This is a genomic window from Janthinobacterium sp. 61 (assembly GCF_002846335.1).
GTDB lineage: Bacteria > Pseudomonadota > Gammaproteobacteria > Burkholderiales > Burkholderiaceae_D > Janthinobacterium.
On record NZ_PJMQ01000001.1, the window covers coordinates 3,734,385 to 3,754,045 of the forward strand.

Annotated in this window: 16 protein-coding genes; 7 read left to right on the forward strand and 9 right to left on the reverse strand. The window is 61.4% G+C overall.

Annotation, left to right across the window (positions count from 1 at the left end):
* Positions 1-86 precede the first annotated feature (86 nt).
* Positions 87-1,211 carry a M14-type cytosolic carboxypeptidase gene (locus CLU92_RS17015; protein WP_101482857.1) on the forward strand — a complete coding sequence of 375 codons (1,125 nt, stop codon included), beginning with the start codon at positions 87-89 and terminating at the stop codon, positions 1,209-1,211.
* Positions 1,212-1,611: 400 nt separating this feature from the next.
* On the forward strand, positions 1,612-3,309 hold the full coding sequence (locus CLU92_RS17020) for a methyl-accepting chemotaxis protein (protein WP_143452615.1): 1,698 nt from the start codon (positions 1,612-1,614) through the stop codon (positions 3,307-3,309).
* 18 nt (positions 3,310-3,327) lie between these two features.
* Here the strand turns inward: CLU92_RS17020 and CLU92_RS17025 are convergent, their stop codons facing one another.
* From CLU92_RS17025 to pmbA, 3 genes are all read right to left on the reverse strand, one after another.
* A complete protein-coding gene (locus CLU92_RS17025) occupies positions 3,328-4,665 on the reverse strand; it encodes an aminotransferase class V-fold PLP-dependent enzyme (RefSeq protein ID WP_218973466.1) in 1,338 nt (445 codons plus the stop codon).
* A 9-nt stretch (positions 4,666-4,674) separates the two neighbouring features.
* A complete protein-coding gene (locus CLU92_RS17030; RefSeq protein WP_218973467.1) occupies positions 4,675-7,086 on the reverse strand; it encodes a TonB-dependent siderophore receptor in 2,412 nt (803 codons plus the stop codon).
* A gap of 246 nt (positions 7,087-7,332) precedes the next feature.
* Positions 7,333-8,685 carry a metalloprotease PmbA gene (gene pmbA / locus CLU92_RS17035; RefSeq protein ID WP_101482859.1) on the reverse strand — a complete coding sequence of 451 codons (1,353 nt, stop codon included), beginning with the start codon at positions 8,683-8,685 and terminating at the stop codon, positions 7,333-7,335.
* A gap of 92 nt (positions 8,686-8,777) precedes the next feature.
* Between pmbA and yjgA the strand changes: the two genes are divergently transcribed.
* The 3 genes from yjgA to CLU92_RS17050 all read left to right on the forward strand — a co-directional run bounded on the left by yjgA (position 8,778) and on the right by CLU92_RS17050 (position 10,762).
* The gene (yjgA, locus tag CLU92_RS17040) at positions 8,778-9,377 is read left to right on the forward strand and encodes a ribosome biogenesis factor YjgA (protein ID WP_101482860.1); all 600 of its coding nucleotides are present in this window, start codon (positions 8,778-8,780) and stop codon (positions 9,375-9,377) included.
* Positions 9,378-9,467: 90 nt separating this feature from the next.
* Positions 9,468-10,097, forward strand: coding sequence for a molybdopterin adenylyltransferase (mog, locus tag CLU92_RS17045; protein WP_101482861.1), 630 nt, complete (start codon positions 9,468-9,470; stop codon positions 10,095-10,097).
* The gene (locus tag CLU92_RS17050; protein ID WP_101482862.1) at positions 10,094-10,762 is read left to right on the forward strand and encodes an alpha/beta hydrolase; all 669 of its coding nucleotides are present in this window, start codon (positions 10,094-10,096) and stop codon (positions 10,760-10,762) included. The genes mog and CLU92_RS17050 overlap by 4 nt, the downstream gene beginning before the upstream one ends.
* A gap of 54 nt (positions 10,763-10,816) precedes the next feature.
* Here CLU92_RS17050 and CLU92_RS17055 read toward each other — a convergent pair whose 3' ends face one another.
* The 5 genes from CLU92_RS17055 to CLU92_RS17075 all read right to left on the reverse strand — a co-directional run bounded on the left by CLU92_RS17055 (position 10,817) and on the right by CLU92_RS17075 (position 16,535).
* Positions 10,817-12,367, reverse strand: a complete 1,551-nt coding sequence (locus CLU92_RS17055; RefSeq protein WP_257561106.1) for a S1C family serine protease — start codon at positions 12,365-12,367, stop codon at positions 10,817-10,819.
* A 95-nt stretch (positions 12,368-12,462) separates the two neighbouring features.
* Positions 12,463-13,029, reverse strand: a complete 567-nt coding sequence (locus CLU92_RS17060; RefSeq protein ID WP_101482864.1) for a carboxymuconolactone decarboxylase family protein — start codon at positions 13,027-13,029, stop codon at positions 12,463-12,465.
* On the reverse strand, positions 13,029-13,877 hold the full coding sequence (locus tag CLU92_RS17065) for a fumarylacetoacetate hydrolase family protein (RefSeq protein ID WP_101482865.1): 849 nt from the start codon (positions 13,875-13,877) through the stop codon (positions 13,029-13,031). The genes CLU92_RS17060 and CLU92_RS17065 overlap by 1 nt, the downstream gene beginning before the upstream one ends.
* Complete coding sequence (locus tag CLU92_RS17070) at positions 13,822-15,168, reverse strand: nitrate/nitrite transporter (RefSeq protein WP_257561107.1); 1,347 nt, start codon at positions 15,166-15,168, stop codon at positions 13,822-13,824. The genes CLU92_RS17065 and CLU92_RS17070 overlap by 56 nt, the downstream gene beginning before the upstream one ends.
* A 2-nt stretch (positions 15,169-15,170) precedes the next feature.
* Positions 15,171-16,535 (reverse strand): KamA family radical SAM protein, encoded by a 1,365-nt coding sequence (locus CLU92_RS17075; protein WP_257561108.1) that lies wholly within the window; start codon positions 16,533-16,535, stop codon positions 15,171-15,173.
* 276 nt (positions 16,536-16,811) lie between these two features.
* Between CLU92_RS17075 and CLU92_RS17080 the strand changes: the two genes are divergently transcribed.
* Complete coding sequence (locus tag CLU92_RS17080; protein WP_101482867.1) at positions 16,812-17,270, forward strand: cache domain-containing protein; 459 nt, start codon at positions 16,812-16,814, stop codon at positions 17,268-17,270.
* A 68-nt stretch (positions 17,271-17,338) separates the two neighbouring features.
* Positions 17,339-19,048 (forward strand): methyl-accepting chemotaxis protein, encoded by a 1,710-nt coding sequence (locus tag CLU92_RS17085; protein WP_101482868.1) that lies wholly within the window; start codon positions 17,339-17,341, stop codon positions 19,046-19,048.
* Here the strand turns inward: CLU92_RS17085 and CLU92_RS17090 are convergent.
* The gene (locus CLU92_RS17090) at positions 19,045-19,623 is read right to left on the reverse strand and encodes a DNA-3-methyladenine glycosylase (RefSeq protein ID WP_101482869.1); all 579 of its coding nucleotides are present in this window, start codon (positions 19,621-19,623) and stop codon (positions 19,045-19,047) included. The two genes, CLU92_RS17085 and CLU92_RS17090, sit on opposite strands and share 4 nt — an antisense overlap.
* Between the last annotated feature and the right edge of the window lie 38 nt (positions 19,624-19,661).

Sequence of the window (19,661 nt, forward strand, 5' to 3'; positions counted from 1 at the left end):
GCGCCAGCACAAAGGCCACCGCAAAACAGGTATCATCGCGCCATTGCACACGATGCAAAACCCATACGTTTTTATCAGGAACACTCATGACCATTAAAATCAGCCAGCAATTCGACGCCGGCGCGATCGAGGTGCTGCGCGCCGACGATGCCCAATCCATCGAGCTGAACATCCGCAAGGATTCCCACGCCGACATCACGCAGTGGTTTTATTTCCGCCTGCAAGGCGCGCAAGGCGAAGCGTGCACGATCCGCTTCATGAATGCAGGCAAGTCGGCTTACCCGGACGGCTGGAAAGACTACCAGGCCGTGGCCAGCTATGACCGCGAAACCTGGTTCCGCGTGCCAACCAGCTTTGACGGCACGGTGATGACCATCGAACACACGCCGGAAGAGGAAAGCGTGTATTACGCCTACTTCGAACCGTACCCATGGGACCGCCACCTGGCCCTGATCGACAGCGCGCAAGCATCGCCGCTGGTACGCTTGATCGACCTAGGCAGCACCGTGGAAGGCCGTGACATGAATCTGCTGGTGGTCGGCGACGCCGATGCCGAGAAAAAAGTCTGGGTCATCGCGCGCCAGCATCCAGGTGAAACGATGGCAGAATGGTTTGTCGAAGGCATGCTTGAAGCATTGCTGGACCAGGCCAATCCCTTTGCCCGCCAGTGCCTGCAAGATGCCGTCTTCTACGTGGTGCCGAACATGAACCCGGACGGTTCCGTGCATGGCAACCTGCGCACCAACGCGGCCGGCGCCAACCTGAACCGCGAATGGATGACGCCGACGATGGAACGCAGCCCGGAAGTGTTCCTGGTGAAACAGAAAATGCATGAAATCGGCTGCGATCTGTTCCTCGACGTGCATGGCGACGAAGGCTTGCCTTACGTCTTCGTCGCCGGCAGCGATGCGCTGGAGAATTTCACGCCGGCACAAAAAGCCGAGCAAGACCGCTTCATCGCCGACTTCAAGGTGGCCAGTCCCGACTTCCAGGATGAGCACGGCTATGAAGACGGCCCGTTCACGCCGGAAGTGCTGACCATGGGTTCGCCCCACATCACGCACGCCTTCGGTTGCCTGTCGCTGACCCTGGAATTGCCGTTCAAGGACAATGCCAACGATCCCGACGCGCAAACGGGTTGGAGCGGCGCGCGCAGCGCCGCCCTGGGCGCCGCCGTCTTGCAGCCTATTCTGGCCAGCCTGCGCGCCTGAGCGCTTGCAGCGAACCGGCCCGCAAGGGCTGGCGTCCTGCCTGTTTGACACCATGCCCCGCACGCCGGGGTATTTTTATGCCAGCGCGCAACGCGCGGCTTGCGTTGCGGATAAAACGTATTTTTATACGAACGTCTTGCCTGTTGGAAATTATCGTTCTACACTCAATCATCGAATCAGAGCATGCCGGCATGCGTGCTCCTGCAACAATAATATGCCGGATGACAAGGCACCCTCTCCTCCCCGGCATGCACGCCCACGGCATCTGCGTGGCATCACGGCCCCATACCTGCCGAGCTAGCTTTCAGTACCACAACGTTTCCGTATCAGCAGCACCTCCCATGAGGCCGGCGCTGACCTGACCACACGATGTTTGTCTTTAGCTCAGGATGGATTGCATATGTCGAATCTCAAAATCAGTACCCGCCTGGGCCTCAGTTTCGGCTTGATCATCGTCCTGCTTGCCATGGTGGCCTTTGTTTCCGTCAGCCGCATCCGCAACATCAATGCATCGACAGATAAAATCCTCAATGACCGCTATGTCAAGGTCATGCTGTCAAATACGATCCAGTCCGAGATCAATATCCAGGCCCGCCTGCTAAGCAATGCCATCATCGGCGCCAACGATGCCGACGAAGTCAGCAGTGCCCTGGGCAAGATTCAGGCGTCGGCAAAAAAGAACGTGGAACTGCTGGCGCGCCTGAAAACCCTGATCAACACGCCCAAGGGCCAGGAACTGTTCCAGGCCGTGATGACCAGCCGCGAAAGCTATGCCAGGACGCGCGATGCGAATATCAAACTGCTGCAAGAGGGCAAAACCGAAACGGCAGGCATCTTCCTGCTGACGCAGCTGCGCTATCCACAAGAGAAATTCCTGACGGCGCTGGCGGCCATGGCCGGCTTCCAGGAGTCGCTGATGGCAGCCGAAGGCAAGCAAGCCCTCGTCGACGGGCGCCTGGCCATCATCCTGACCCTGTCCCTGTCCCTTGCCGCGACGGCGATCGCCATCGCGCTGGCCATCCTGATCAGCCGCTCCATCAGCCGGCCCATCGGCGAAGCCGTCAAGGTGGCCCAACGGGTCGCGTCCGGCGACTTGTCGGGCAGCATCGACGCGCGCGGCACCGATGAAACAGGCATGCTGCTGCGCGCCCTGAAAGAGATGAACGACAATTTGCAAGGCATCGTGGCCCGCGTGCGCCATGGCACGGATGCCATCGCCCATGGCTCGCGTGAAATCGCCTCCGGCAATATGGACTTGTCTTCGCGCACGGAGCAGCAAGCCAGTTCGCTGGAAGAAACGGCATCGTCGATGGAAGAATTGACGTCGACCGTCAAGCAGAATGGCGAAAACGCACGCCAGGCCAACCAGATGGCGCAATCGGCCTCAAGCGTGGCCAGCAAAGGCGGCCAGGTGGTGGCGAAAGTGATCACGACCATGGAGTCGATCAATGCCTCGTCGAAGAAAATCGTCGACATCATCAGCGTCATCGACGGCATTGCCTTCCAGACCAATATCCTGGCCCTGAACGCGGCAGTGGAAGCGGCCAGGGCGGGAGAGCAGGGCCGTGGCTTTGCCGTGGTGGCCACGGAAGTGCGCAACCTGGCTCACCGCTCAGCCTCCGCCGCCAAGGAAATCAAGATCCTCATCGACGATTCCGTACACCAGGTCAATCTGGGCAGCACCCTGGTGAACCAGGCGGGCAGCACCATGGAAGAGATCGTAAGCAGCGTGCGGCGCGTCACGGACATCATGGCCGAGATCACGTCCGCCAGCAACGAGCAGGAAGCGGGCATCGAGCAGATCAACCAAGCCATCACGGAAATGGACGCCGTGACACAGCAAAATGCCGCCCTCGTGGAAGAAGCGGCGGCCGCGTCCGAAGCGCTGCAGGATCAAGCCGGCATCCTGGCCGAAGCCGTCAGCGTGTTCAAGCTCGACGGCATGCAAGCGCTGCCGCCGGTTCAGGTTCCAGCCATCCGCGCGCCAGCCAAGCCTGCCGCCGCACCACGCGTCACGGCCACTGCCGCACCCGCCAGGAAATCAGGCAAGGCGGTCGCACTGGCCGCGGTCGCCGAGACCGAGTGGGAAGAGTATTGAGACCATCTCAAACCAAACTCAGCCCTTGGCCAGCTTGCGCAGGGCATCGACCAAGCTGTCCAGATGCGACTCGGGCGTAAAGATGCCCGGCGTGACGCGCACGCACGCGCCGCTGGCCAGACCGTCGCGCGGCACGGCAAAGATGCCGTGGTCCTGTACCAGCTTTTTCGACAGGGCATAACTGTCGGCCACGCTGGTCTTGCCTTGTAACCGGAACGAGGCGATGGCGCTCGTCAGGCGCGGATCGGATGACGCCAGCACGTCGATGCCATCGATGCCACGTGCCGCTTCGACCCAGCGGTTGCGCAGCAGCCGTAGCCGCGCCTGCTTGTTGGCCACACCTATGTGCGCGTGCAAGTCCAGCGCCGTCGGCAGACTCAGGTAGGCGGCGAAATTCACCGTGCCCGTATGCACGCGGGTGCGGATATCGTCGCCCGCCTTTCCCCCCCGCGGTTCCCCCATGTACGGATCGATATCGGCCAACCTGCCCCGCTTGATGTAGGCAGCGCCCACACCCACGGGCGCGCCTATCCATTTGTGCAAGTTGATGCCGGCAAAGTCCGCCTGCAAATCGGGGATCGTCATGTCCAGCTGGCCAAAGCCATGCGCCGTGTCGACGATCACATCAATGCCCCGTGCGCGCGCCAGGTGGCTGATCTCGGCCACGGGCATGACCATGCCGTTGCGGTGATTGACATGCGTGAGCAGCATCAATTTCAGCTTCGGATGACGTTCCATGGCGGCAACATAGACAGCAACGACATTGTCATGCGTAAATGGTTCCGGAATGGCAATCGATACCACCTGGGCGCCGCGCCGTTGCTGCAGCCAGCGCGTGACGGTGATCATATTGTCGTAATCGATATCCGCGAATAGCACCGCATCGCCCGGCTGCAAGCGGTTGTAGCCGGCGATCAAGACTTGCAGCGCTTCCGTGGCGCCCCGCGTCAACACGATTTCATCGATGCCCACGCCCAGCGCCATGGCTGCCGCCGCGCGGGCCGCCTCAAAATCGGCCGGAAAGCGCATGCGCGCATACCAGGCGTTGTCGCGGTTGACCATGCTCAATTGCTGCTCGTAATGACGCAGCACGGGCCTGGCCATCGAGCCCCAGAAGGCATTGTCCAGTTGCACGATGGCATCGGTGGTGTCGTATTGCGCGGCCACGGCCTGCCAGTAAGCCTGGTTGCCGGCCAGGGATTCCGGCGTGGTGCCGGCTGGCACCGCTGGCAATGGCGGCAAGGGTGGAGACAGGGCGGCGGACGCTGCCGCAGCCGATCCGGCGCCCGCCGTCAAGGGCAGCGCCACCGCCAGCGAACCGGCGCGCAACAAGGCGCGGCGTTGTGGATTCATCATCATCCCCCCTTAAAATTTCACTTTGTACTCGACGTACAGATTACGGCCGTCCGTGTCGTACGGCGCATTGCGCGAATAGATCAGACCGCGGCTGGCCTGGAAGCTTGCTTCATCAGGATACTTGTCCAGCACGTTGTCGATACCCAAGCGCACCGACTGCTTGTCGCTGATCTTGTAGCTGGCCGCCAGGTCGAGAAATTGCATGGCGCCAAAACGCTGGAAGATATCGCCCGTCGCGTTGCCGGAATTGTCCGTCCACGCACCGTAGTAGCGTACGCGGGCCAGGGTATTCCAGTTGCCCAGGTCATAGTTGCCGCTGATGGTGGCTTTCTGGCGCGGCAGGCGCTCTTCAAACACTTGCCGCTGGGCCGAATTAGTCACCAGGCTGGACTTGCCGCCATCGACCTTGGTGGTGTTGTAGTTGTAGGCCAAGGTCAGGTTCAGCTTGCCGTCGCCGATACGGCTCAGGTGGCTGCCGACGATATCGATGCCGCGCGTGGTGGTGTCGAAGTCGTTCGTGAAATAGCTGACCGAAGTGTAACGCAAGGGGTTGGCCACGCCAGCGGGAACGGCAAACGAAGCGGACGTGCTGAAGCGGTCGCTGACCTTGATGTCATACACGTCGACGGAACCGGAAAAGCCGGCCGGCGTCTTCCACGTAAAGCCCAGCGACAGGTTTTTCGATTTTTCCGGCTTCAGCGCCTGCGCACCGAGCAGGATGCCCAGCGGGTCGTTGTTGGCCAGGCGGCCGCTGGTAAACAACAACAGGGTCTTGGTGTCGAGGCCTTGGTTCGTGCTGTTGGTGTTCGACTGGCCGGGCGTTGGCGCGCGGAAACCCGTCGAGTAGGAGCCGCGCAGGGCCAGGTCTTCACTCAGTGCATAGCGGGCCGATAACTTGCCATTGACGGTGCTGCCGAATTCAGAGAAATGTTCGTAGCGGGCTGCACCGCCCAGGCTCAGGGCCTTGGTGAGGGGCACTTCCACGTCCAGGTAGGCTGCATAGCTGTCCTGGCCCCAGCTGCCAGCTTGGCGGTCGCTGAAACCCGGTGCGCCGTTGGCGTTTGCGTCCAGGCCGATGGCGGCGCCCGGCCCGACCGTCCAGGACGCCGCATCGCCCGCCTTCACCCCATACGTTTCATTACGCGCTTCGGCGCCGAATGCGATATTGACCGGCTGCGGCAAGGACGCCACCGGCAATTCATAGTTGAAGTTGGCGTTGAGAATCTTTTCCGCCTGCGACAACTGGCCCAGGTAGAACGACGTCGGGCTGCCCGGCCCCATTGAGGCGTTGATGGAATTGGCCAAGTTATAGTCGATGCGGTTGCGGCCGTAGGAAGCACTCACATCCCAGCCGAAGCGCTCGTTGAAGTGACCGCGCACGCCGGCCACCAGCTGTAAGTCATCCTGGTCGTTCGAATAGCTGGGGCTGAAGCCGAGCGCATACACACTACGCAAATCCCAGCCGGGGAACAGGCTGCTGGTTTTATACGCGCCCGTGCTGGTGTCGGGATTCCTCCAATTAAAGTCCGAGGTGCCGTCGCTGCGGCTGAACAGGCCGAAACCGTACAGTTCCATCGTGTCGGACAGCGCCATGCTCGCATTGAAGCCGATGCGCTTGCTATCGAGCTCAGGCTGGCCCCAACGCTGCACGGGATTGGGGACCTTCAGTTCCGGATGGGCATTCTGGAAAGCGATGGCGTCGGCTCGCTGGCGCGTGCGCGAGGTGGGGTCGGACTGGGCCAGCGCGCCGAAAATCGTCGCCTTGCCCGTCTCGCCAAACGCAAAGCCCGTCTTCAGGTTGAGCTCATTACCTTTGCCATCGCCTTCCGAATATTGAGAATGGTGCACGGACATCTCCGTACCGGGCGTGTCGTCAAGAATGATGTTGATCACGCCGGCAATCGCGTCGGAGCCATACTGGGCCGAGGCGCCGTCGCGCAGTACTTCGATGCGCTTGATAGCGGACACGGGAATCTGCGCCAGATCCGGCGCCTGCGCGCCGCGCGCGCCCAGCAGAGCGCTGCGGTGGAAGCGCTTGCCGTTAATCAGCACCAGAGTCTGGTCCGGCGACAGGCCGCGCAAGGTAGCGGGACGCACGAACACTTGCCCATCGGCCATCGGCAAGCGCTGCACCACGTACGAGGGTACGAGTTGCGCCAGTACATCGTTCAAGTCCGACGACTCGACGGCGCCGATATCTTCGCGGTTGAACACATCCACGGGCGCCATGGTATCGAACTGCGTGCGATTGCTGCCGCGCGTGCCGGTGACGATCACGGCTTGCGGTACCTCAAGGGTATCGCTGGCAGCAGCTGGTGCGGCGGACGCATCGCCAAGGGCTTGCGCCGGGTTGACGAACAGGGTGTTCATGGCACACAACAGGGCCACCGCGCGGGCGATGCGGGTACGGGAGTAGGTCATGGAGAGTTCACTATGCAGGTTGGATCAACAACGACGCGTTACTGCAAGACTCGCATCTTGCATGAAATATCACGAAGTTCGGCTTACTTACATTAAAAGCATCTAAATTGCGCAAATAACGTCAGATGGCGCCATCATACGAAGCGAATATTTCCGCCGTATGACGATCAAACCGCTGCAAAAAAAAACACAGGGACAAGAAAAAAGGCGCCAGCGGCGCCTTTTGATCAAGAAAAATACATCCGTTCAACCGCCCGCCACCACCATGCTCTCGATGAGGATGGAACCCGTCTCCTTGGTGCCGCGGCGCAGCACATCGGCGCCTACGGCGACGATGTTGCGCAGCATGTCCTTCATGTTGCCGGCGATGGTGATTTCTTCCACCGGGTACTGAATCACGCCATTTTCCACCCAGAAACCGGACGCGCCGCGCGAATAGTCGCCCGTCACGTAATTGGTTCCTTGTCCCATCAGTTCCGTCACCAGCAAACCCGTGCCCAGCTTTTTCAGCATGGCACTAAGATCGTCTGTGGCGGCCGTCTGGCTGGACGTCAGGTACAGATTGTGCGAGCCGCCCGCGTTACCCGTGGTCTGCATGCCCAGCTTGCGGGCCGTATAAGTCGACAGGAAATAGCCTTGCACCACGCCATTCTTGACGACATCGCGGCTGACGGTCTTCACGCCCTCTTCGTCGAACGGGGCCGAACCGACGCCGCCGATCACATGCGGGTCTTCAAAGATCTGCACATGATCCGGCAATACTTGCGTACCCAGGCAATCGTTGAGGAACGTGGATTTGCGGTACAGGGCGCCGCCCGAGGTCGCTTGCACATAGGTACCCAGCAAGCCGGCCGCCAACGGCGCCTCGAACAGGACGGCACAGGTGCGCGTGCCCAGTTTGCGCGCGTTCAGGCGCGACAGGGCGCGCTCGGCGGCGTAGCGGCCGATGGCTTCCGGACTCGACATTTTGGAGGCGTCGCGCACGGACGAATACCAGTCGTCGCGCTGCATCTTCGCCCCCTTGCCGGCGATGGGCGCCACGGACAGGGTGTGGCGAGAGAATGGGTAGCCGCCGATGAAGCCGCGCGAATTGGCAGAGACAAAGTGCGATTGCTGCACGTGCACGCCCGCGCCTTCGCTATTCGTGATGCGCGGGTCGACGGCAAACGCGGCCGCCTCGGCCCGCTGGGCCAGCACGACGGCTTCCTCGGCGGAAATCAACCAGGGATAGAACAGTTGCAAGTCGCGTGGGGACATTTCCAGCATGTCGGCGTCGGCCAGGCCGGCGCAATCGTCTTCGGCCGTGAAACGGGCGATGTTGTAGGCGGCGTCCACCGTGGCGCGCAAGGCGGACGGCGAAAAATCGGAGGTGCTGGCATTGCCGCGCTTCTTGCCGACAAACACGGTCACGCCCATGCCCTTGTCCTTGTTTTGCTCGATCGTCTCGATCTTGCTTTTTCGGACAGAAACGGACAAGCCGCCGCCTTCGCTGACTTCGACGGCTGCGTCGGTGCCGCCCGCTTCCCGCGCAAAAGACAACACATCACGGGCTAGTTGCTGCAATTGCTCTTGACTATGGGTAAATACGGAGTCGTTCATGCGCTGTTTTCTTCGGAAAGCCGCTAAAAAGGTTATCATAGCAGTCGTTTACAGTTTACAGGTGCGGCCTACGCGGCCAATCCCGCCTTATCATGCCAAATCCAAACCGGGGAGCTTGCGGCTTCCAATCTACCGAATTCGAACAGGAATATGAACGTCCTTCGAAGTCGGAACTCAAGCGCCAGATGACCGTCCTGCAAAAGCTGGGCGAAGAACTCGTCAATGAAGCACGTGATCGCGTCAAGCGCGTCCCGATGCCGGAAGACGTGCGCGACGCCATTCTCGAATGCCAGCAGATCAAGGATCACGAAGGCCGCCGCCGCCAGCTGCAATATGTGGGCAAGAAGATGCGCACCCTCGATGAAGAAGAAGTTGCCGCCATCCAACGTACCATCGATAGCTGGAAAGGCTTGTCGAAAGCCGACACGGCTAACATGCACGCGATGGAACGCCGCCGGGACAAACTCTTGACGGATGACAAGGCCCTGACCGTCTTGCTGTCGGAAAACCCGGAACTGGACGTGCAACACCTGCGCACCCTGATCCGCAATGCCCGCAAGGAGCAAGCCGAGAACAAGCCGCCTAAAGCCTACCGTGAAATCTTCCAGATCTTGAAAGAGATCGCCAAGAAGAAAAACAGCGGCAAGAAAGATGCCGACGAAGATGACGTTGAAGGCGAAGACGACGAGTAAAAAACTGGGGTCAGACCCGGCGGGTCTGACCCCGAAAGTAGCTAAAAACCGGGATCAGCCCGGTTTTTTTACGACATAGACAGGTGCCGCATGACCACGATAGAAGACGAATTGATTATCGGCCTCGTGTCGATCTCGGACCGCGCCAGCGGCGGCGTGTATGAAGACCAGGGCATCCCGGCCCTGGAAAGCTGGCTGTCCGCCGCCATCCGCACGCCTTTCCGCCTGGAAAAACGGCTGATCCCGGACGAGCGCTCGCAGATTGAAAACACCCTGATCGACATGGTCGACCTGAGCCACTGCCACCTGATCCTGACGACGGGCGGCACGGGTCCGGCGCGGCGCGACGTGACGCCGGACGCCACGCTCAGCGTCGGGACCAAGGAAATGCCCGGTTTCGGCGAACAGATGCGCCAGATCAGCCTGCAATTCGTGCCGACGGCGATTTTGTCGCGCCAGGTGGCCGTGATCCGCGAGACGCCCGAGCGCGCCGCCCTGATCATGAACTTGCCGGGCCAGCCGAAGGCCATCAAGGAAACCCTGGAGGGACTGAAAGACGCTGACGGAAATCAATTGGTCAACGGCATCTTTGCCGCCGTGCCGTATTGCATAGACCTCATCGGTGGTCCCTACATGGAAACCGACCCGGCCATCTGCAAGGCCTTCCGTCCCAAATCGGCGCTGCGTCCGGCGCAACCTTTACCTGAGGAAAATACATGAGCACCTTGCTGGGAACCATACAACTCGACAGCGCACCGAACCCCACCGTCTCCATCATCTGGATGCACGGCCTGGGCGCCGACGGCAACGACTTCGTGCCACTGGTGAAGGAACTCGATTTGCGCGGCTGTCCTGCCATCCGCTTCATTTTCCCCAGCGCCGGCACCATGCCCGTCACCATCAACAACGGTTATGTGATGCGCGCCTGGTACGACATCCTCGTGAACGACCTCGTGCGCCGCGAAGATGAGAATGGCTTGCGCGCCTCGCAGGCACAGATCGAAGCGCTGATCGCGCGCGAAAAGGCGCGCGGCATTCCTGCCAGCCGCATCATCCTGGCCGGCTTCTCGCAAGGCTGCGCCATGACCTTGCAAACGGGCTTGCGCCATGCGGAACCGCTGGCCGGCCTGATGTGCCTGTCCGGCTATCTGCCGCTGGCCGACAAAACGGCGCTTGAGCGCACGCCGGCAAGCCTGCAGACGCCCATCTTCATGGCGCACGGCACGGCCGACCCCGTGGTGCCGATCGCCCGCGCACAGCAGTCGCGCGACTTGCTCACCGGCATGGGTTACAAGGTGGAGTGGCACGAGTACATGATGCAGCACTCGCTGTGCCAGGAGGAGATCGACGCGATTGGCGCGTGGCTGAAAAAAGTATTGGATTGAAGCAAAACAGGCGCGGTGTGCGCCGCGCCTGTTGTTGTTCGGAACGCCGGGAGCTTAGTTGCTCGCCGGCGTTTTTTCATTCCATATTTTCAACATATCAGGTGACGCTTCCGAGCGGATGCCGTTGTCCGTCAGCACCGATTCCGTCGCTGCCAGCATCTCCTTGCGGGGCACGACGACCATCTCCGCATCGCGCTGCTGGAAGCGGAATGTCAGCAGCTCATCCGTCTGGTCGCGCAGCAAGGCCACCAAGTGCGCCAGGCTGCGCACGCGCACGCCATTGACGGAATCGACGACCGAGAAGAAACGGGTACTGTAGCCATTCATCAGCTTGTGCGGAAAGAACGGCGCGGCAATCACCACCAGTTCTTCGCGCTCGCTATCGGGCGCATCGCCGCGCCGCGTGACCAGCGGATTACCGGCAAACGCCATGCCGCCCAGCATCGCTGGATTGCCATTCGGCGCGGCCATGAATTCCGTGGTGGCGCGCGAAAACACCATGGGTCCGAAAATGAAATAGGACGGATAATTGCCCTGCAGGCTGGCAATGAGCATCGGGTGTGCAGCCGAGACGGGCACCTTGATTTTCAGGGGCGCGCCCTGGCGCACCACCGTCAACGGCAACTGGCCGTCTTTCGCCAGTTGCTGCACCCGGTACTGGAAGCGCACGCGGCTGTTGGCATTCAGCTTGACCATGCCCTGGTTGTCGATAGGAAAATCGCCGATATGCGTGATGACATCCCACTCCTTGAGCGGATAAGCGGCGTCCTTGCTGGCCGGCGTCATCACGACGGCCCCCTCGACACCCTTGGCCAGTTTCAGGTAGGTGCGCAGGGCAGGATTTTCCAGCGTTTGCGTCACGTCGCGCATGGCCGGCTTGCCCCGGGGCGCGCCACTTTCCTGGTCGCGCAGGAACAGCTCGATTTCCTCGTTGGGGATAATGTAGCCGATGTTTTGCGCATTGAGCATGCCGGCAAAGGCCAGGCCGATCATCTTGTCGCCCGCAATCACGGGGCCGCCGCTATTGCCCGGGTTGATGGCCGCATCGATCTGGATGCGCAAGCCGGAAACGGGGAAGTTATAGCGCACGAATTCGATGCGCGAGACAATGCCCTTGGTAATCGACAACGACGTGCCGCCCGTCGGATAGCCATACGCCAGCACGGCATCGCGCACGTCCGGCAAGACATTGGCGCGCGGCACCGCTTTGTGGCTGGCGAAAAAACTGTCGTCGTCGATCTTCAGCAAGGCCAGGTCCATGCCACGCGAAATGGCCAGCACGGTCGCCGGTATCTTGTCGCCCGCGCCGTTGGCCTGGATCTGTACCTGGCTGGCATAGCCGACCACATGCGCATTGGTGAGAATGCGGCGGCCTTCGATGACGACGCCGGAACCCGTCACCTCTTGCGGCGCGGCCTTGCTCCACGGCCTGTACGGATCGGGACCGCGCAGGGTGGAAAACACCTTGACGACGGAATTTTCCAGTGCGGAAGCGCTGGCGGTAGCACCGGTTTCGGCGGCAAGCACACGCACCGTCAACAATGGGCCAAGGACCAACACCAGAAAGGCGCGGCCCATCAGGGTGGAGCACGGACGAGTTTTCATTGAGCTTATTGGCAATGGAAGGGAAGTAAAATTATATATTGAATAATTTCAACTTCATTACACTTTGTCCATCTTTGCTTGAAGAACTCTTCCAATCAGGCGGGCAGGGGCGGCACGCCCAAGGCCGGCACCGCCGTCTGCGCGCCGTTCATGACCATGGCCAGGAAAGTGTAGTAGCCATTGATACCCATCAAGTCCACCACGCCGTGCTCGCCAAACAGGGACAGCGCGCGCGCATACGTGGCATCGCTGACGCGCTTGTTCTGCTGCAACTCGATGCAAAAGTCGTGCACGGCTTGCTCATCTTCTTTCAGGGCAAGGGGAGCGCGGCGCGCGGCAATGGCGTCCACGGCCGCTTGCGCGATGCCGTTCTGCACGGCCAGCGGCGCGTGGATGGCCCACTCGACCTGCTGGTCCCACTGGCGCGCCGTCACCAGGATCGCCAGCTCCGACAGGCGCGTGCCGATGGCGCTGCGGTAGCGCAAATACTCGCCCATGCGCTGCGCCGTTTCCATCAGCTCGGGGCTGCGGATCAGCGGCACGAAGGGGCCGTACAGCGCCCCGCGCGGACCGTCGATGATGGCTTGCGCGGCCACGCGCTGCTGGGCGTCGAGCTGCGTCATAGGCAGCGGCGGCAAGCGGTCGATATCGCTACCGGCCATCAGGCAGTCCAGGCGACCACGTCCTGCTGCTGTTCGCCGAGGCCGGCGATGCCCAGGCGCATGCTGTCGCCCTTTTTCAGGAAACGCTGCGGCTTGCGGCCCTGACCCACGCCCGGCGGCGTGCCCGTGGCGATAACGTCGCCCGGTTCCAGGGTCATGAATTGCGACAGGTAGCTGACGATCTGCGCCACCGTGAAAATCATGGTTTGCGTATTGCCCGTCTGCATGCGCTTGCCATTGACTTCCAGATACAGGTCCAGATCCTGCTCGTCGATGACTTCATCGCGCGTCACCAGCCACGGGCCGACGGGGCCGAAGGTGTCGCAGCCCTTGCCTTTATCCCACTGGCCGCCCCGTTCCAGCTGGAAAGAGCGCTCGGAAATATCGTTGACGACGCAATAGCCAGCCACGTATTTCAGGGCGTCTTCTTCGCTCACGTATTGCGCGCGCGTGCCGATGACCACGCCCAGCTCCACTTCCCAATCCGTCTTTTTCGAGCCTTTTGGCAACACGACATTGTCGTCCGGGCCATTCAGGCAAGTAATTGCCTTCATGAAGACGATGGGTTCGGCCGGAATCGGCATGCCGGACTCGGCTGCGTGATCCGCATAATTGAGGCCGATGCCGATGAATTTACCCACTTTCGCCAGCGGTACGCCGAAGCGGGGATTGCCGCGCACCAGGGGCAAGGTCTTTTCGTCCAGCTTGGCCAGCTTGCGCAAGGCCTTGTCGGACAGTTGCGCGCCGTCAATATCCGCGATCACGCCGGACAGGTCGCGCAGTTTGCCTTCTTCATCGATCAGGCCCGGTTTTTCCTTGCCTGGACGTCCATAACGAACGAGTTTCATAGTCTTCCTTGGAGTTGATCATTGCCGCTGTGCAGGCCGCCATTTTACCGGATGGCCCGGCACGCCTGTAACGTCGAATGAAAAACATCGCAAGTCCCGGCAATTGCAAGGCTGCCAGCACGCCAAACGCCACCTGGTAGGCTTGCGGCGGATACTGCTGCAAGCTGTTCAGGGGCCAGCAGCCGAGGATCAGGCCAAAGCCCGCCTGTACCAGGAAGGCGCCCGTAAAAATGAGTAAATTGAGGCAGGTGGCCGCCCTGCCCGTCAAGCTGGACGGCATGCTTTGCGCGACGATCGCATATTCGAGGCCCGTCACCGTGCCCAACAAGGAAAACAGCACGGATAGCAAAGGCAGGCTGGGCACCACATTGCATGCCATCGTCACTTGCACGGCAACAAACAGGACAAGGCCCGCGGCCGCCACTTGCATCGGTTCAATCGCCCGCCGCCCTGCCCATTCCGTCAGCATGCCCATGCCGATGGCGCCAAAGATGACGGACGCCATGCCCAGGTACAACAGATACGCCACGCTGTCATCGGACAGGCCACCCACATCGGCCAGCCAGCGCCCGATCCATAAGCCCTGCACGCCAAAGAACACCGCGTGCGGCAGCAGGATCAGCGCGATGGTGCGGCGAAAGGCCACGTCGCGGTACACATTCCAGGCACTGACCTTGCTCACCGTGTGCGTGGGGGCGCGGCCGGGCATGGCCGGCGACAGCAGGCGGATCAGCACACCGATGGCCAGCGCCGCCAGCGCCAGGCCCAGGAATACGCCGCGCCAGTCCGTGTAATGCAAGGCCAGCTTGACGGGCATGGTGGCCGTGGCCGCGCCCAGGCCGCCTACGGCGATCAGGTAGCCGTGCACGGAAGGCAGGCGAGATGGCGCGATGGCGCATGAGATCGCCTTCACGGCGGCCATGAAACAGCCGCCCAGGCCCGCCCCCATAACAGCCCGTGCCAAAATCAGCTCGGCAAAGCTGTGGCCCCGGCTGAACAGCCACACGCCCAGGGCCGCCAGCGCCAGCAGCCCCAGTTGCACCGTGCGGGGGCCGTAACGGTCGAGCGCCATGCCGATCGGCAGTTGCACCAGCGCAAAGGCGAGAAAAAAGACGCTGGTCAGCAGGCCCAGTTGCGCTGGCGTCAGGGCGACAGAGGCCAGCAATTCCGCCGTCAGAACGGCATTGACGCCGCGCAGCAGGCACGACAGGTAATGACCGAGCGCAAACGGCAGGAACACCAGACAAAACACGGCCACGCCGGAACGGGAAGACGCGTCGGCGCCGTGCATGCTCAGGCGGCCTGTGCCAGGCGGATGATTTTATGCGGCAACTGCGGCATAGGCTCATCCGTTTCAAAGAAAAACCTGGCGTGGCCGAACGCGGGCTTTAAATCGTCCATCCACGTCGCTTCCGCATCGAACTTGGCATAAAACGGCCGGCGCACCCAATCCGGATTGCGCGCCTGCAAGAATTGCAGGGCAAACAGTTTTTCGCCGTTGATGGTGACGATGCCATCGATGACGACCTTGCCGTGAAAGGCACTCATGGACGGGCCGCGCACCGTGCGCGACAGGCCTGACACCATCTGGTAAGCGGCCTGGAAAATTTCATGCGCCTTCGCCAAGGGCAACTCGAAATAGCCGCGCGGCCCCGTGTCCCGTTCGACAAACATGTAATACGGAATCGCTCCCAGGCGCGTGCCCGTCTGCCACAGCTCCGCCCAGCTAGCCGGGTCTTCATTGATGTGGCGGATCAGCGGCCCCTGCATGCGCAAGGTGGCGCCCGTGGAGACGATGCGTTTCACCGCTTGTTGCGCGATGTCCTGGCGCAATTCCACGGCATGGCTGTAATGGCCCATCACGGCCAGGTTCTTGCCCGCCTTGACGATGCGCTCGAACAGGCGCAGCAAATCGTCCGCATCGCGGTCGGAGACAAAGCGCTGCGGCCAATACGCCACTGCCTTTGTGCCGATGCGGATGTTCTGGATGTGCTCCAGGCCCGGCTCCAGCAGCGGCTCCAGGTAGGCTGCCAGTTGGCGCGTATTCATGATCATCGGGTCGCCGCCCGTGATCAGCACATCCGTCACTTCCGGATGCATTTTCAGGTAGGCGGCCAGCTCATGCGATTCGCGCGCATCGAACTTCATGTCGTCCATGCCGACGAACTGGGGCCAGCGGAAGCAGAAGGTGCAATACGCGTGGCACGTCTGGCCCGCGCTGGGGAAAAATAGCACCGTTTGCGCATATTTATGCTGCAGGCCGCGCACGGGTGCATCGTTGATTTTCGGCACGTTATGCGTCATCTGCCCTGCCGGATGGGGATTCATGCCCAGGCGGATACCATGCACATAGGCATCGATGGCGGCCTTGTCGCGCTGCACCAGCACCAGATCGCGCAAGTGGGCGTACTGCTCGGGTGGCAGCATGTCGCGGTGGGGGAAAACGAGGCGGTAGATGGGATCATCAGGAATATTGTTCCAGTCGATCAGCTGGTCGAGCACATAGGCATTGGTGCGAAACGGCAAGACGTGCGAGACCACTTGCACGGCGACACGCTGCTCTTCCGGCAGCCATTTCCACTGCCGCGCCTGATGTATGGTTTGCCGCGTGTACGGCTTGAACTTGGGTGGAAACGGCTCGGTAATGAGTGCGGACACGATAGTCTCCTTGCCTATAAATAGCGATAACTTTCATGAAATTGGCCCTATATCGGTCAATTGCAGCCCCCTCAGGCAACGCCTGCTCGGCATGCTGTGAAAGTCATGATAATTCTTGCCATACAGAACCAAATTGCCACATATCAACAAGCATGCCGATACCTGGCTCGCTGCCTACAAGCAACTCTTTAGTTTGTTCCATCGCAATTTGATGGGGCCCTCGACGACGTAAATTACGGCTTGGCAACACATCCCTCGACATCACAAGGAGCTGTCATGAAACGCTTATTCACGGGTAGCCTGCTGTGCCTGGCATTTGCCGGCGGCAGCGTCAATGCCGCCGTCGAAGCAACGGAAAAAGACGCCATCGCCATGGCCGAACGGGGCGCCGCCTTCATGAAGGCGCATGGCAAAGAAGAGATGATGAAGAAAATCACGGCGAAAGACCCCGACTTCGTGCAAGGCTCGCTGTATGTGGACATGCGCGACATCAAGACGGGCATCGTGCTCGCCCACCCCATCAATGCTTCCATCGTGGGCAAGGATTTGACGGACGTGCCTGACGCGAATGGCAAGAAATATCGCCGTGAAATCATTGAACTGGCGCAAAAGCAGGGCAAGGGCTGGGTCGACTACCAGTACAAGAACCCCGTCAGCGGCAAGATCGAGCCAAAGACCACATATATCCTGCGCGTCAACGATGTGGTGCTGGAAGCGGGCATCTACAAGAAATAGAACCGGGACTGCGCGCACGAACGCCGTGCGCCGCCAGCGCTTGGAACAGCCATCGCCAGGAGTCAAGCATGCTCAATACATTACGCATCGGACCAAAATTATTGCTGGCGCCCGCCCTGGTCTTGCTGCTGCTGATACTCAGCTCGACCGGTGCCTGGTATGGCATGGTGCGGCAAAATACATCGCTGGAAAACATGGTGCGCGTGCGCATCACGCATTTGAAGGCGGCCGCCGACATACTAGGCGAGGCCAAGCAGGTGCACGGCAATATGTACCAGTTGCTGTCATGGACGAATGGCAGCTTCGCCAAAGCCCGCATCGACGCGCTGGAACAACAGATCAAGGCGCGCCACGCGGCCATCGGCACCCAGCTGGCCTCGCTGCGCGCCATGGCCACGGGCGCCGAGCGCACCCTGGTCGATGCCGCCATCACGGCCCTGGCCGGCTATCGCAAGGCTGTACTGGAAACCATGGAAATGGCGCAGATGGATCAGTCGATCGCCACCAATTCCATGCTCAAGGCGGAAACGCAATTCGGCCAGTTCAATACGCAGCTGGCGCAGCTGTCTGCCCTGGAAACGACGCTCAGCCGCCAGGCCCATGCGACGGCCAGCGCCGAGTTTCGCAGCCTGGGCTGGAGCCTGCTGCTGACCGTTCTGCTCTCCATCCTGGTCTCCATCGTGGTGACCATGCTGGTGCGGCGCGCCATGCTGGTGGAAATCCGCAGCATCGCCGACGCGGTGCAAGACTTGGCGGCGGGCAAGCTGATGTCCGGTGCGCCCAAGCAGGGCAATGACGAGATCGCCGCCACGTCGCGCGTGCTGGACCAGGCCATCGCCCACCTGAACCAGACCTTGCGTACCATCAGGGGCGCCGTGCAATCGATCGACGCGGCCTCGCGCGAAATTGCCGCCGGCAATCTGGATTTATCGGCGCGCACGGAACTGCAAGCCAGTGCGCTGGAAGAAACGTCAAGCGCCATGGAAGCGCTGACGCAAGCCGTCAATGACAACGCCGCCAACGCCCAGCTCGCTTGCGAGCTGGCGGGGCAAGCGTCCACCCTGGCCGTACACGGGGGAGTATCGATGCAGCAAGCGGTGACGACGATGGCGACGATACGCGCCAATTCGCGCCAGATTGTGGATATTATCGGCGTGATCGACGGCATTTCTTTCCAGACCAACATCCTCGCGCTAAATGCGGCGGTGGAAGCGGCGCGCGCGGGCGAACAAGGCCGCGGCTTTGCCGTGGTGGCGTCCGAAGTGCGCACCCTGGCGCAACGCTCGGCGCTGGCCGCCAGGGAAATCAAGACACTGATCGCCACATCCGTCACGACCATCGATGGCGGCAGCGTGGCCGTGCAGCAAGCGGGCGACAGCATGGGCGCCATCGTCGCCTCGGTGCAGCAAGTCCATGACATCATCCAGCGCGTAAAACAGGCCAGCGCCGAGCAGGCGTCGGGCATCACGGAAGTCAACCAGGCCGTCACGCAAATGGATGACGTCACGCAGCACAATGCGGCCCTGGTGGAACAGGCGGCAGCGGCGGCAGCCAGTTTGCAGGACCAGGCCGTCAAATTGTCGGCGGCAGTCAGCGTCTTTACCCTGGATAACGCCACGCCAACGACGCCCGCCAGCGTAGACGATGAAGTCTTCCTGAATCCGGCCAGGAAACCGGGCCAGGACAGACGCGCTGTGCACAGCCCGCTGCGAAGCATGCCCGGCCTGCGCGGCGCCAAGGATGCGCCGCAGCGCCAGCGTGGCCAGATGCGCGATTAACTGGCAGGTGTGCGCATGGGCTTGCTCAGGTAGCGCGAACCGGCCAGCACGAAGCGCCACGGCGTCTCCATCGCCCTGGAGATGCCGATGCGCGGCCCCGCCTGCACTGTCAGTTCATCCTCGCGGGCCAGCAGCATGAACGGTGGTGCATCGAGCGCCAGGCGATTCTGCAGGTGGCTCACACCGAGCGCCTGGCACACCTTGCCCGGCCCCGAACACAGCAGCCGCAGATCCTCGACGCCGCGCCGTTGGCGCATGGCATCGAGTCCCGCCAGCGGCTCGATGGCGCGAATCAGCACGCCTGCCCCATGGCCCGCTTCGCGGCACACAAAATTCAAACACCAATGGATGCTGTAGGAGCGGTAGACATAGGCGTGTGCGGGCGGGCCGAACATGGCGGCGTTGCGCGGCGTCATGCCGCCATACGTGTGCGAAGCGGGGTCCAGCCGGTCATACGCTTCCGTTTCCACGATGCGCCCGCCCACGCCGTCAACCAGCACGGTCACGCCGATCAGCTGGCGCGCCACGCTGCTGGAATCGTCCGCAAAATCGATACCGGCAAGGAGTTTTTTCATACGTTAATTGTACTGCCGCACTGTCCACCACACGCCGC

Bases quoted from the DNA above. Each gene is read 5' to 3' on its own strand.
- CLU92_RS17030 (WP_218973467.1), bottom strand. From the start codon at position 7,086: ATGACCTACTCCCGTACCCGCATCGCCCGCGCGGTGGCCCTGTTGTGT.
- CLU92_RS17085 (WP_101482868.1), top strand. From the start codon at position 17,339: ATGCTCAATACATTACGCATCGGACCAAAATTATTGCTGGCGCCCGCC.
- CLU92_RS17015 (WP_101482857.1), top strand. From the start codon at position 87: ATGACCATTAAAATCAGCCAGCAATTCGACGCCGGCGCGATCGAGGTG.
- CLU92_RS17080 (WP_101482867.1), top strand. From the start codon at position 16,812: ATGAAACGCTTATTCACGGGTAGCCTGCTGTGCCTGGCATTTGCCGGC.
- CLU92_RS17065 (WP_101482865.1), bottom strand. From the start codon at position 13,877: ATGAAACTCGTTCGTTATGGACGTCCAGGCAAGGAAAAACCGGGCCTG.
- CLU92_RS17055 (WP_257561106.1), bottom strand. From the start codon at position 12,367: ATGAAAACTCGTCCGTGCTCCACCCTGATGGGCCGCGCCTTTCTGGTG.
- CLU92_RS17020 (WP_143452615.1), top strand. From the start codon at position 1,612: ATGTCGAATCTCAAAATCAGTACCCGCCTGGGCCTCAGTTTCGGCTTG.
- CLU92_RS17060 (WP_101482864.1), bottom strand. From the start codon at position 13,029: ATGGCCGGTAGCGATATCGACCGCTTGCCGCCGCTGCCTATGACGCAG.
- pmbA (WP_101482859.1), bottom strand. From the start codon at position 8,685: ATGAACGACTCCGTATTTACCCATAGTCAAGAGCAATTGCAGCAACTA.
- CLU92_RS17090 (WP_101482869.1), bottom strand. From the start codon at position 19,623: ATGAAAAAACTCCTTGCCGGTATCGATTTTGCGGACGATTCCAGCAGC.
- mog (WP_101482861.1), top strand. From the start codon at position 9,468: ATGACCACGATAGAAGACGAATTGATTATCGGCCTCGTGTCGATCTCG.
- CLU92_RS17025 (WP_218973466.1), bottom strand. From the start codon at position 4,665: ATGATGAATCCACAACGCCGCGCCTTGTTGCGCGCCGGTTCGCTGGCG.
- CLU92_RS17070 (WP_257561107.1), bottom strand. From the start codon at position 15,168: ATGCACGGCGCCGACGCGTCTTCCCGTTCCGGCGTGGCCGTGTTTTGT.
- yjgA (WP_101482860.1), top strand. From the start codon at position 8,778: ATGCCAAATCCAAACCGGGGAGCTTGCGGCTTCCAATCTACCGAATTC.
- CLU92_RS17050 (WP_101482862.1), top strand. From the start codon at position 10,094: ATGAGCACCTTGCTGGGAACCATACAACTCGACAGCGCACCGAACCCC.